Origin of the sequence: Streptomyces sp. CCM_MD2014 (assembly GCF_000772045.1) — a bacterium.
GTDB lineage: Bacteria > Actinomycetota > Actinomycetes > Streptomycetales > Streptomycetaceae > Streptomyces > Streptomyces salinarius.
In genome coordinates this window covers 2,725,230-2,738,066 of sequence record NZ_CP009754.1, presented here as the reverse complement: position 1 = coordinate 2,738,066, position 12,837 = coordinate 2,725,230, and the positions used below count along the sequence as shown (strand labels likewise).

Sequence of the window (12,837 nt, the reverse complement as noted above, 5' to 3'; positions counted from 1 at the left end):
ACCCCCGTGCGATGCTCGGCTCCGTGGAGACCAGGTCCGTCAGTCCCGTGTTCGTCGGCCGCACCGGCGAACTGGACACGTTGAACGACGCGCTCGCCCGCGCCGCCGGCGGCGCCCCCGGGGCGTCCGCATCCCAAGGAGAGCCGCAGGCGCTGCTGCTCGGCGGCGAGGCAGGCGTCGGCAAGACCCGCCTCGTCGAGGAGTTCGCCGCCGCCGCGGGCCGGCAGGGAGCCGTGGTCGCACTGGGCGGCTGTGTCGAGATCGGTGCCGACGGGCTGCCCTTCGCGCCGTTCTCCACCGCCCTGCGCGCCCTGCGCCGCCACCTGCCCGAGGAGCTGGCCGCCGCGGCCGCCGGGCAGGAGGAGGAGCTGGCCCGGCTGCTGCCGGAACTGGCCGAGGGCGCCCCGGTCACCGGCGGCGGCCGGCACGACGAGGAGAGCATGGCGCGGCTCTTCGAACTCACCGCACGGCTGCTGGAACGCGTGGCCGCCCGGCGCACCGTCGTCCTCGTCCTGGAGGACCTGCACTGGGCCGACGCCTCCACCCGCCACCTGGTCGCCTACCTCTTGCGCACCCTGCGCACCGGCCGCCTCGTCGTCCTCGCCACCTACCGCTCCGACGACATCCACCGCCGCCACCCGCTGCGCCCCCTGCTCGCCGAGCTGGACCGGCTGCGCACCGTCCGCCGCCTCGAACTCGGCCGCTTCACCCGCGACGAGGTGGGCCGCCAGATCGCCGGGATCCTCGCCCACGAACCCGACCCGCTCCAGGTGGACGCGATCTTCGAACGCTCCGACGGCAACGCGTTCTTCGTCGAGGAACTCGCCGTCGCCGCCCACGAGGGCAGCTGCACCGGTCTCACCGACTCCCTGCGCGACCTGCTCCTGGTCCGCGTGGAAGCCCTGCCCGAGAGCGCCCAGCGGGTCGCCCGGATCGTCGCCGAGGGCGGTTCCACCGTCGAGTACCGGCTGCTGGCCGCCGTCGCGCAGCTCGCCGAGGACGACCTCATCGAAGCGCTGCGCTCCGCGGTCAACGCCAACATCCTGCTCCCCGCGCCCGACGGCGACGGCTACCGCTTCCGCCACTCCCTGGTCCGCGAGGCCGTCGGCGACGACCTGCTCCCCGGCGAACGCTCCCGCCTCAACCGGCGCTACGCCGAGGCCCTGGACGCCGATCCCACGCTGGTGCCCGCCGCCGAGCGCGTGATGCGCCTGGCCAGCTACTGGTACCACGCCCACGACCCCGCCAAGGCGCTGCCCGCCGTCCTGGACGCCTCCGTCGAGGCCCGCCGCCGGCACGCCTACTCCGAGCAGCTGCGGCTGCTGGAACGCGCGATGGAGCTGTGGGACTCCGTCCCCGACGACGTACGCGCCACCCTGCGCCCCGTGGACTACACCGAGGTCTACCCTCCCTGCGGCTGTGACCCGGCCACCACACCCCTGCGCTACCTGGACCTGATGGCCGAGGCGGCCGTCGCCGGGCGGCTGTGCGGGGAGCGCGAGCGCGCGATGAAGATCACCAAGCGGGCCCTGCGTCTGCTGGAGGACGAGCAGGACCCGGCCGCCGGGACGGGCGCGAGCGGCCGGGACCCGCAGCGCGCCGCCTGGTTCTGGACCCAGCGCTCGCTCCTCGTCCAGGCCCAGGGCCGCGGCGACGGCTGGCGGGAGCTCGGCATCGCCCAGGAACTGGTCCGCGGGCTGCCGCCCTCCCAGGTGCACGCCGAGGTGCTGGCCATGGCGGCCAACTGGTCGATGCTCCACTCGCCCGGCCCCGACGCGATGACGGCCGCCGAACGGGCCGTCGAGTACGCGCGCATGGTGGGCGCCGACGAGATCGAGCTCAACGCCCGGCTCACGCTGGGCGGCCTAATGGTGGACGCGGGGCAGATCGACGCGGGACTCGCCGAGATGTTCCAGGTCAGGGACCTGGTGGTGGCGCAGGACCGCTCCGTCGTGGTGGCCCGCAGCCACGTCAACCTGCCCTCGTCCCTGGAGAGCGTCGGCCGCTCCCGGGAGGCGCTCGGCATCCTGCGCGAGGGCGTCGACCTCACCCGGCGGATGGGCCTGCTGGAGTCCGAGGCCTGGGTCTGGGGGAACCTCGCCGAGTCGCTGATCTCCCTGGGCCGCTGGGACGAGGCCCTCGAAGCGGCGGACCGGGCCGGGGCGCCGGGCCGCAGCCCCGCACCCCGCGGTGGCGCCGCGCTCAAACGCGCCGCCGTCGCCCTCGCCCGCGGCGAGCGGGCCGAGGCCGCCCGGCTGCTCGCCGAGGCCCGCGCCGCCTACGGCACCCACGACCCCATGCCGCAGTACCAACTGCCGCTGGCCGCCCTCGCCATAGGCATCGCCGCGGCCGAGGGCCGCCTCGCAGACGCCCGCGCAGAACTCGTCCGCGTCCTGGACGCGGGCTTCCCGCCCGGAACCCAGCGCTACGGCTGGCCCCTGCTGCTGTCCGCCGCCGCGGCGGAGGCCGACGCCCGCGCTCTGCCGGCCGCCGAAGAGGGCCGCGCCGACATCCTCGAGCGCCTCGCCGGGGCCGCGAAGCACCTGACGACGGGAGCTCCGGTCTGGGCCGCCCACGAGCGGTGGGTCCGCGCCGAACTCCTCCGGGCCCACGGCCGCGACACCCCGCAGCTCTGGTCGGAGGCCGTCACGGCCTTCGAGTGCCTGGAGCGTCCCTACGACCTCGCCCGCGTACGGCACCGACTGGCCGGCGCCCTCCTGGCCACCGGCGGCGAGGACGAGCGGGCCCGCGCCACGGAGCTGCTGCGGCTGGCCCGTACCGTCGCCGACCACCTCGGCGCCCGCCCGCTGTCCGACGCCGTCGCCCTGCTCGGCCGCCGCGCCCGCCTCACGCTGGGCCACGCCGGCGAACCGGCGGCCCCGTCCGGGCCGACGGACCCGGCCGAGGCCCTGGGCCTCACGGGACGGGAGCGCGACGTGCTGCGGCTGGTCTCCGAGGGCCGCACCAACCGCCAGATAGCCGGGGAACTCTTCATCTCGCCCAAGACGGCGAGCGTCCACGTCTCCAACATCCTGGCCAAGCTCGGCGTCTCCGGCCGCGGCGAGGCGGCGGCCGTGGCCCACCGGCTGGCGCTGTTCCCCGCCGAACGGCTCACGTCCGGTTCGCCGGAGTGAGGCTTACGCTGTAAGGGACGCCGAGCGACGGAGGCACCGTGTTCAACGCGTTCGAGGAACTGTTCAACCCCGGCCGGAAACACACCCGCGACGAGCAGAACCGCCTGGAACTGACCCGCGAGGACGTCGGCGACGGCGACCCGGGCCACGGCCCGATAGACCTCAGCTCGGGCAAGGTCGTCGTCCACCGGCCGCGCGCCGACCGGGCGGAGAGCACGGCCCCGGAGGACGAGTAGCCGGTCGCCTACTTCACCTCCAGCTCCAGGATCCGGTCGTCGTCGCCCTTCGCGTCGCCGCGTCCGTCCGTGTTGCTGGTGACCAGCCACAGCTTGTCGCCGCCCGCCGGGGCCACCGTGCGCAGCCGTCCGTACTCGCCCTCCAGGAAGGCCTGCGGCTCGGCCGAGGCCTCCGTGCCCTTCAGCGGGATCCGCCACAGCCGCTCACCGCGCAGCCCCGCCATCCATACGGAGCCCTCGGCGTAGGCGATGCCGCTGGGGGAGGCCTCGTCGGTGTGCCACTGGGCGAGGGGGTCGTGGAACCCGGAGCCTCCGCCCCTGCCCTCCGCCTCGGGCCAGCCGTAGTTGTCACCCGGCTTGATCGCGTTCAGCTCGTCCCAGGTGTCCTGACCGAACTCCGAGGCGAACAGCCGCTGCTTGTCGTCCCAGGCCAGCCCCTGCACGTTCCGGTGGCCGTACGAGTACACGGGGGAGTCGGGGAAGGGGTTGCCCGGCGCCGGCTCCCCGTCCGGGGTCATCCGCAGGATCTTGCCGCCGAGGGAGTCCTTGTCCTGCGACAGGCCCGTGTCGCCGCTCTCGCCCGTGCCCGCGTAGAGCAGCTTGTCGGGGCCGAACGCGATCCGCCCGCCGTTGTGGATCACACCCTTGGGGATGCCCCGGAAGACCGTGTCCGGCGCCCCCAGCTGCTCGCCCGCCGGCTTCTTGGCGTCGTACAGCATGCGCACGATGCGGTTGTCGGAGGCCGAGGTGAAGTACGCGTAGATCATGTGGTCCGAGGCATAGCCGGGGGAGAGCGCGATGCCGAGGAGGCCGCCCTCGCCGGACGGGGAGACCCCGGGCACCTCGCCCAGCTCCGTCTTCTTGCCCGTCTTCGCGTCGACGCGGGTGATCGTGGCCTCGTCGCGTGAGGAGACCAGCAGGTCACCGCCCGGCAGCGGGGCCAGACCCCACGGGCTGTCCAGCCCCGTGGCGACCGTGCGGAGCACCTTCACCGAGCCCTTCGCGGGCGGTGCCTCCTCGGTGGGCGATCCGCTGGGGGAACCGGCGGGCGAGGACCGCGCCGCCGTACCGGGCGGGGTGGTGCCGCCGTCCGCTCCGGACGGGCCCTCGCCGTCGGAGGAGCAGCCGGCCGTCAGCAGGAGAGCGGCGGCCAGCACGGCCGGCACGGCTCGACGTCGCACCATCTTGGTCCCTTCGACGCGGCGGGTTCTCCCTGTCATACACCGCAGGAGCTCCCCAGGTTCCCGATCGGCGAATCCCGAATCCGGCGGCGGCCCGCACGAGGCGCCGTACGCCTCAGTCCCACGACCCCTGCGCCGGCGGCAGCGCCCGCAGCTCCGCCAGATCCCGCTCGGTCAGCCGCAACTCCGCCGCACCCGCGTTCTGCGTCACCCAGCGCTCCTGCTTGGTGCCCGGCACCGGCACCACGTGCCGCCCCTGCGCCAGCACCCAGGCCAGCGCCACCTGCGCCGCGGTCACCCCGTCGCCGTGCCGGGCGGCGATCCGGCGCAGCGTGGCCACGATCGGCTGGTTGGCGGCCATCATCTCGGCGGTGAAGCGGGGGTGGCGGGCCCGCAGGTCCTCCGGTTCGAAACCCTGGCCCGGCGTCAGTGTGCCGGTCAGGTAGCCGTTGCCCAGCGGCATCGCGGCCAGGAAACCGACGCCGCGCGAGACGCACCACGGCAGCAGGGTCCGCAGCGCCTCCGGCGACCACACCGACAGCTCGGCCTCCACCGCGCTCACCGGGAACACCTGCTGCACCCGCTCCAGCTGACGGATCGTCGCGTCGTGCAGCCGCGCCCCCGGACGCCGGGCCGACCGCGCGCCGACCGCGCAGAGGCCGAGCGCCCGCACCTTCCCGGCCCGCACCAGCTCCGCCATCGCGCCCCAGGTCTCCTCGACGGGTATCTCGGGGTCGGCGCGGTGCAGCTGGTAGAGGTCGATGACGTCCGTCTGGAGCCGGCGCAGGGACGCGTCGCAGGCCCGCTTCACATAGCCGGGACGGCCGTTGGCCACGATGTGCTGCTCGCCCACCAGCAGACCGACCTTGGTCGACACGAAGGCCTCGGACCGCCGCTCCCTCAACACCCGCCCCAACAGCAGCTCGTTGGTGAACGGGCCGTACATGTCCGCCGTGTCCAGCAGGGAGACGCCGAGGTCCAGGGCCCGGTGCACGGCCTTGAGCGACTCGTCGCCCCGCTGCCGCGAGGCGCTGTACGCCCAGTTCATCGGCATGCACCCGAGTCCGACGGCCCCCACCGCGAGTGCCGTCGCGCCGATCGTCCTGCGCTCCACCGGTCGTGACCCTCCCTCGTCAGGCCACCCAACCTAACCTCTGCCTCTTCGCCCCCTGACATAGCCTCCTGACCATGACTGCTGACGTGTGGCTGCCCATCCCCCCGGACGAGATCGAGGGCCTTCCCGAGGGCCCCGCCTACCGCCACTGGGACGGCGAGGAGACCTACCCCGCCGACCCGGCCGACTGCGCCTTCTACGTCGTCCCCTACATGAAGCCCACCGGGATCGGCGTACGCCCGCTGCCCGAGATGCGCTCCGTCCAGGTCGTCCAGACCCTCTCGGCCGGCATCGACCACGTCGAGCCCGGCCTGAAGCACCTGCCCGCGGGCGTACGGCTGTGCAACGCGCGCGGCGTGCACGAGGCCAGCACGGCGGAGCTGACCCTCGCGCTGATCCTGGCCTCGCTGCGCGGCATCCCGGACTTCGTGCGGGCGCAGGACCGCGGCGAGTGGACCGGCGGCGGGTTCCGGCCCGCGCTCGCGGACCGGACGGTCCTGATCGTCGGGTACGGATCGATCGGCGCCGCGATCGAGGACCGGCTCGTGCCGTTCGAGGTCGCGCCGGTCGTGCGCGTCGCGCGCTCCGCCCGTGCCACGGAGCGCGGCCCCGTGCACCCGCTCACCGAACTCCCCGCCCTGCTTCCGCGGGCCGACGTCGTCGTCCTGGCCACCCCGCTCACCGAGGCCACCCGGGGCCTGGTCGACGCCACTTTCCTGGCCCGCATGAAGGACGGCGCCCTGCTCGTCAACGTGGCCCGCGGACCGGTCGTGGACACGAAGGCGTTGCTCGCCGAACTGGAGAGCGGGCGCCTCACCGCGGCCCTGGACGTGACCGACCCCGAACCGCTGCCGCCGGGCCATCCCCTGTGGAATGCTCCCGGCACGGTCGTCAGCCCGCACGCGGGCGGGCCGACCTCGGCCTTCCTGCCGCGCGCCAAGCGGCTGCTGGTGGACCAGTTGAACCGATTCGTGAACCGGGAGCCGTTGCGCAACGTGATCCTGACGACGGGCGCGTAACCCGTCCCGGGCACCCTCCGCAACCCCCCGGCTGCGGTGGGTGCGCGCATATCCGCTGGTCGTCACGGAGCGTAGAGAACCTATGTCCCTGAGTGACGAGACTGGTGTATCGTCCGACAGGGGATGCGCCGCGCACCGTACGGCGCCGGGGATGGACATCTCAGACTGTGAGGGGGGCGACGGGCGATGCACGGCCTATGGACCAACGATCCGACGCGGCGGAACCGCCGCCGGCGACCCTGCCGCACGACGGCGACGACCGCGCGCGAACGGGGTCGGCACAGCCACCCCGGCCGACCGGACCGGCCCTGCCCCCACCCGCGTCGGCCGGGCGAGCGCGGGAGGCAGGAGCGGCCGGTCCGCCGGTGCCGGTGCGCGCGGGACGCGGGAGCGGCGCGGACCGGGAGGCCGCGGTGAGTCCGCCCCCCGTTCCCACGCTGGACGGAACGCTGCGCGGCCAGGCCTCGCCCGGGCCGCTGCTGACCCGGCCGTCCGCCTCCGGCGCGACGCCCCTGGTCCGCCAGCTCGTGCTGGCCCTGGTCTGCGCGGGCTACGCCGTCGGTGCCGCGCTCGGCTGGGGTTCCGAGTACATCGCCAAGATCATGGGCGACTTCGGGCTGAGCGCCGCCGCGGCCGCCGCCGCCGTCTCCTGCTTCCTCTACGCCCGCGGGCGCCGCGTCCGCTTTCGACCGGCCTGGCTGCTCTTCGCCCTCTCCTCGGCGATGGCCTCCCTCGGCAACGCGGTCTGGGGGTGGTACGAGGTCGTGCTGCGGGTGCCGGTGCCCAGCCCCAGCTACGCGGACCTGTTCTTCCTGTGCTTCGCCCCGCCGGCCATCGTCGGACTCCTCGTGCTGGCCAAGCGGCCGGTGACCAAGGCCGGGTGGATCTGCCTGGGCCTGGACGCCTGGCTCATCGGCGGTTCGCTGCTGACCCTGGCCTGGAGCCTGGCGCTCGCCCAGGCGGCGAAGGCCGAGGGCGGGTCGAGCGTCGCCCACTCCGCGCTCTCGGTGGCCTATCCGCTGCTCGACATCGCCCTGGTCAGCATGGTGCTCGCGCTGCACTTCCGACGGTCGCCCGTCTGCAGATCCGCCGTCAACACGGCCATCGGCGCGCTGGCCCTGACGGTGATGTGCGACGCCTTGTTCACCTCACCGCTGCTGCACAACAGCTACCGCTCCGGGCAGTTGCTCGACGCGGGCTGGTTCGCCGGCTCCCTGCTGCTCGCCTACGCCCCCTGGGCCGCCTCCCGGCGCGGGCGGCGGGCGCCGGACGAGGAGGGCTCCGGCGGACACACCCGCGTGGTGCGCGAACACGTGCCCGGCCAGCGCGGCGCCGGGCACCAGCCCGCGCCTCCCACCGTGCCGACGGCCGCACCCCCCGCCCTGCCCGGACCCGGACAGGGCGGCGAGCGGGGCCGCTACCCGGCCGCACGGCCCATCGCCGGGTCGCTGGCCGCGCTCACCCCGTACCTCGCGGCCGCCGTCTGCACCCTGGGCATCCTCTACAACGTGCTCAACGGCCGCAGCGTCGACCGCGTGGTGCTGCTGACCGGCGGCACCGTCGTGCTCGCGCTCGTCGTCCGGCAGGGCATCATGCTGCTCGACAACATCGTCCTCACCCAGGAACTGGCCCAGAAGGAGAACCACTTCCGGTCCCTGGTCCAGGGTTCGAGCGACGTCATCATGATCGCCGCGCCCAACGGCATCCTGCGCTACGTCTCCCCGGCCGCCGCCGGGGTCTACGGACGCCCGGCGGAGGAACTGGTGGGCAGCGAACTGGCCGGTCTCATCCACCCCGAGGACCTCGGCTGCGTGGTGCACGAGGTACGCCGGTTCCTGGCCGCCAACCCGGTCGAGGAGCCCACCACGCGCATCGAGTGCCGCTTCCGCTCCGGAGGGGGCGGCTGGCTCAACGTCGAGTCGACCGTCAACCGGCACCACGGCGGCCTCATCTTCAACAGCCGGGACGTCACCGAAAGGGTGCGCCTGCAGGCGCAGCTCCAGCACAACGCCGAACACGACCCGCTCACCGACCTGCCCAACCGCGCCCTGTTCACCCGGCGTGTCCAGCAGGCCCTCTCCGGCCGCCGCGCCTCCGACCGGGGCGCCGCCCTGCGCGGCACGGCGGTGCTCTTCATCGACCTCGACGGCTTCAAGGGCGTCAACGACACCATTGGGCACCAGGCCGGGGACGAGCTGCTCGTCCAGGCCGCCCGCAGACTCCACGAGGCCGTCCGCCAGGGCGACACCGCCTCCAGACTCGGCGGCGACGAGTTCGCGGCCCTGATCGTCGGGGACGGCACCCGGGACCGGGCCGCCCGCGAGGGCCACATCCGAGAGCTGGCCGACCGCCTCAGACTGACCCTCTCCCAGCCCTACCTCATCGACGGCAACGAGGTGCGGGTCAACGCCTCCATCGGCGTCGCCTTCGCCGAGCCGGGCCTCGGCGCGGGCGAGTTGCTGCGCAACGCCGACCTCGCCATGTACCGGGCCAAGGCGGGCGGCAAGGGGCGCGTCGAGCTGTACCGGCCCCAGATGCAGCAGGACGTCGTGCGCAAGGCCGAGCTGGCCACGCGCCTGCGGGCCGCGCTGCACGACGGGGAGTTCGCGCTGCTGCACCAGCCGGTGGTCTCCCTGACGGACGGCCGGATCGCGTCGGTCTGCGCCCAGGCGCGGTGGCGCTCCTCGCAGGGCGTGCTGTTCACCCCCGCCGAGTTCCTGCGCGTGTCCGAGGACGGCGACAGAACCGCCGAACTGGACCGCTGGGTGCTCCGCGAGGCCGTCGAACAGGCCGCCGAGCGCGCGGCGGCCGGGCTCTCCGTGACCGTGGCCATACGCATCGGCGCCCGCCGCCTGCTGGACCGCTCCATGCCGCTGGGCTCCGTGGAGGCCCTGCTGACCCGCCACGGACTGCCCCCCGGTTCTCTGGTGATCGAGCTGTCGGACATCGACCCACGGGTCGGCCTCGACGAGCTGGACCGCCGGCTGAACGCCCTGCGCAGGGTCGGCGTCCGCATCGCGCTGGACGGCTTCGGCAGCGGCTACGCGGCGATCACCGCACTGCGGCGCCTGCCCGTGGACGTCCTCAAGCTCGACCGGAGCCTGGTCGAGGGCGTGGTGGAGTCCGCGCGCCTGCACAAGATCACCAGCGGGCTGCTGCGCATCGCCACCGACCTCGGGCTGAAGTCCGTGGCCGACGGCGTCGACCTGCCGGAGCAGATCGTCGCCCTGCGCGCGATGGGCTGCACGCACGGCCAGGGCATGGCGTTCTCCGGCGCGCTGGACGAGTACCGGCTGCGCAGAGCGCTCGGAACCGGCCACTACCCGGTGCCGCACGGTCCGGCCGAACCAGTCTTCGCGGGCGGTGGCGCCGGGGTGTACACCAAGAGCGTCGGCGGCCCCGCCGCCGGCCAGGTCGCCGGCGGCGTCGCCTCCGGGCTGCCGGCCGTCCTGAGTGGTGGCACGGCCCTGCGCTCACATAATGAGACTCCCGTCCCACCCACTTGACAGTGAGTGTGCGCCGGAGGGAAGGTCAGTGCCATGCGCACCCGAATTCTCGTACTTGGAAAGCGCGTCGGCTGAAGCTGGTGACGTCCGGACCGACCCGGACTCCCCGCGACCCCCACCGACGCGCTCCCCTCGCTTGCCTTATGGCACGAGGGGTTTTTTGTTGCACAGGCACCTGCCGAGCAACAGCACAGATCGCCCAAACCTCGCAAAAACCCTCAGCATCGAGAAGAGAACGCCGATGACCGAGCAGGCCACCGGGGCTCACCCGCAGCCCCGGCCCCGATCCGGAGGACAGTCCGCCCCCGAGCACGTCACGGGTGCGCAGTCCCTCATTCGCTCTCTCGAGGAGGTCGGCGCCGACACCGTATTCGGCATTCCCGGTGGGACGATCCTTCCGGCCTACGACCCGCTGATGGACTCCACCCGGGTGCGCCACGTCCTGGTCCGCCACGAGCAGGGCGCCGGCCACGCGGCCACCGGGTACGCGCAGGCCACCGGCAAGGTCGGCGTCTGCATGGCGACCTCGGGCCCGGGTGCCACCAACCTGGTCACCCCGATCGCCGACGCCAACCTGGACTCCGTGCCGCTGGTCGCGATCACCGGACAGGTGGTGTCCTCCTCGATCGGCACGGACGCCTTCCAGGAGGCGGACATCGTCGGCATCACCATGCCGATCACCAAGCACAGCTTCCTGGTCACCAAGGCCGAGGACATCCCCCAGGTGATCGCGCAGGCGTTCCACATCGCCTCCACCGGCCGCCCCGGGCCCGTCCTGGTCGACATCCCCAAGGACATCCTCCAGAAGAAGACCACCTTCTCCTGGCCCCCGGTCATGGACCTGCCCGGCTACCGCCCGGTCACCAAGCCGCACGCCAAGCAGATCCGCGAGGCGGCCAAGCTGATCACCGCCGCCAAGCGCCCCGTGCTCTACGTCGGCGGCGGCGTCCTCAAGGCGCGGGCCACCGCCGAGCTGAAGGTCCTCGCCGAACTCACCGGAGCGCCCGTCACCACCACCCTGATGGCGCTCGGCGCATTCCCCGACAGCCACCCGCTGCACGTGGGGATGCCGGGCATGCACGGTGCGGTCACCGCCGTCACCGCGCTGCAGAAGGCCGACCTGATCGTCGCCCTCGGTGCCCGCTTCGACGACCGCGTCACCGGCAAGCTGGACAGCTTCGCCCCGCACGCCAAGATCGTCCACGCCGACGTCGACCCGGCCGAGATCGGCAAGAACCGCGCCGCCGACGTCCCGATCGTGGGCGACGCCCGCGAGGTCATCGCCGACCTCGTGCAGGCCGTCCAGAAGGAGCACGACGAGGGCAACAAGGGCGACTACAGCGCCTGGTGGAAGGACCTGAGCCGCTGGCGCGAGACCTACCCCCTCGGCTACGACCAGCCCGAGGACGGCTCGCTCTCCCCGCAGCAGGTCATCGAGCGCATCGGACAGCTCGCACCCGAGGGCACGATCTTCGCGGCCGGTGTCGGCCAGCACCAGATGTGGGCCGCCCACTTCGTCCAGTACGACAAGCCCGCCACCTGGCTGAACTCCGGCGGCGCCGGAACCATGGGCTACGCCGTCCCGGCCGCCATGGGCGCCCAGGCCGGCATGCCCGACCGCACCGTCTGGGCGATCGACGGCGACGGCTGCTTCCAGATGACCAACCAGGAACTGACCACCTGCGCCCTGAACAACATCCCGATCAAGGTCGCCGTCATCAACAACGGCGCCCTCGGGATGGTCCGCCAGTGGCAGACCCTGTTCTACAACCAGCGGTACTCCAACACGGTGCTGCACTCCGGCCCCGACGACGTCAACCCGGAGGCCCGCGGCACCCGCGTCCCCGACTTCGTGAAACTGTCGGAGGCCATGGGCTGCTACGCCATCCGCTGCGAGGACCCCGCCGACCTCGACAAGGTGATCGAGGAGGCCAACTCCATCAACGACCGCCCCGTCGTCGTCGACTTCATCGTCCACGAGGACGCGATGGTCTGGCCGATGGTCGCCGCCGGCACCTCCAACGACGAGATCATGGCCGCCCGGGACGTCCGCCCCGACTTCGGCGACAACGAAGACGACTGAGCGAGAGAGACCGAAGAGACCATGTCCAAGCACACGCTCTCCGTCCTGGTGGAGAACACCCCCGGCGTCCTGGCGCGGATCACCGCCCTCTTCTCGCGCCGCGGCTTCAACATCGACTCGCTCGCCGTCGGCGTCACCGAGCACCCCGACATCTCCCGCATCACCATCGTGGTGAGCGTCGAGGACTTCCCCCTCGAGCAGGTGACCAAGCAGCTCAACAAGCTCGTCAACGTGCTCAAGATCGTCGAGCTGGAGCCCACCCAGGCCGTCCAGCGCGAACTCGTTCTGGTGAAGGTGCGCTCCGACAACGAGACGCGCTCCCAGATCGTCGAGATCGTCCAGCTGTTCCGCGCCAAGACCGTCGACGTCTCACCCGAGGCCGTCACCATCGAGGCCACCGGGAGCAGCGACAAGCTGACCGCCATGCTCCGGATGCTGGAACCGTACGGCATCAAGGAACTCGTCCAGTCCGGCACGATCGCCATCGGCCGCGGCGCCCGTTCGATCACGGACCGCTCGCTGCGCGCACTCGACCGGTCCGCCTGACAACGGAAACCGTCCGTA

Annotated in this window: 8 protein-coding genes; 6 read left to right on the top strand and 2 right to left on the bottom strand. The window is 73.0% G+C overall.

The genetic code is table 11. The features are described from left to right. Positions 1–11: 11 nt before the first annotated feature. Positions 12–3,134: a helix-turn-helix transcriptional regulator gene (locus NI25_RS11760; protein WP_061446880.1), complete on the top strand. Its 3,123-nt coding sequence runs from the start codon at positions 12–14 to the stop codon at positions 3,132–3,134. A gap of 38 nt (positions 3,135–3,172) precedes the next feature. Beyond that, the gene (locus NI25_RS11755; protein WP_061442403.1) at positions 3,173–3,370 is read left to right on the top strand and encodes a DUF6191 domain-containing protein; all 198 of its coding nucleotides are present in this window, start codon (positions 3,173–3,175) and stop codon (positions 3,368–3,370) included. A gap of 8 nt (positions 3,371–3,378) precedes the next feature. Here NI25_RS11755 and NI25_RS11750 read toward each other — a convergent pair whose 3' ends face one another. Then, positions 3,379–4,590 (bottom strand): PQQ-dependent sugar dehydrogenase, encoded by a 1,212-nt coding sequence (locus NI25_RS11750; RefSeq protein ID WP_061442402.1) that lies wholly within the window; start codon positions 4,588–4,590, stop codon positions 3,379–3,381. A gap of 76 nt (positions 4,591–4,666) precedes the next feature. Then, positions 4,667–5,665 carry an aldo/keto reductase gene (locus NI25_RS11745; RefSeq protein ID WP_061442401.1) on the bottom strand — a complete coding sequence of 333 codons (999 nt, stop codon included), beginning with the start codon at positions 5,663–5,665 and terminating at the stop codon, positions 4,667–4,669. 74 nt (positions 5,666–5,739) lie between these two features. Here NI25_RS11745 and NI25_RS11740 point away from each other — a divergent pair, with 74 nt between their 5' ends. From NI25_RS11740 to ilvN, 4 genes are all read left to right on the top strand, one after another. Beyond that, positions 5,740–6,684, top strand: a complete 945-nt coding sequence (locus NI25_RS11740) for a 2-hydroxyacid dehydrogenase (protein WP_061442400.1) — start codon at positions 5,740–5,742, stop codon at positions 6,682–6,684. Between the two features lie 413 nt (positions 6,685–7,097). Next, positions 7,098–10,190 carry a putative bifunctional diguanylate cyclase/phosphodiesterase gene (locus NI25_RS11735; RefSeq protein WP_061446879.1) on the top strand — a complete coding sequence of 1,031 codons (3,093 nt, stop codon included), beginning with the start codon at positions 7,098–7,100 and terminating at the stop codon, positions 10,188–10,190. 241 nt (positions 10,191–10,431) lie between these two features. Further along, the gene (locus NI25_RS11730) at positions 10,432–12,273 is read left to right on the top strand and encodes an acetolactate synthase large subunit (protein ID WP_061442399.1); all 1,842 of its coding nucleotides are present in this window, start codon (positions 10,432–10,434) and stop codon (positions 12,271–12,273) included. Between the two features lie 21 nt (positions 12,274–12,294). Next, positions 12,295–12,819 (top strand): acetolactate synthase small subunit, encoded by a 525-nt coding sequence (gene ilvN, locus NI25_RS11725; protein ID WP_003973483.1) that lies wholly within the window; start codon positions 12,295–12,297, stop codon positions 12,817–12,819. Positions 12,820–12,837: the final 18 nt, after the last annotated feature.

Bases quoted from the DNA above. Each gene is read 5' to 3' on its own strand.
- NI25_RS11760 (WP_061446880.1), top strand. From the start codon at position 12: ATGCTCGGCTCCGTGGAGACCAGGTCCGTCAGTCCCGTGTTCGTCGGC.
- NI25_RS11750 (WP_061442402.1), bottom strand. From the start codon at position 4,590: ATGACAGGGAGAACCCGCCGCGTCGAAGGGACCAAGATGGTGCGACGT.
- NI25_RS11740 (WP_061442400.1), top strand. From the start codon at position 5,740: ATGACTGCTGACGTGTGGCTGCCCATCCCCCCGGACGAGATCGAGGGC.
- NI25_RS11730 (WP_061442399.1), top strand. From the start codon at position 10,432: ATGACCGAGCAGGCCACCGGGGCTCACCCGCAGCCCCGGCCCCGATCC.
- ilvN (WP_003973483.1), top strand. From the start codon at position 12,295: ATGTCCAAGCACACGCTCTCCGTCCTGGTGGAGAACACCCCCGGCGTC.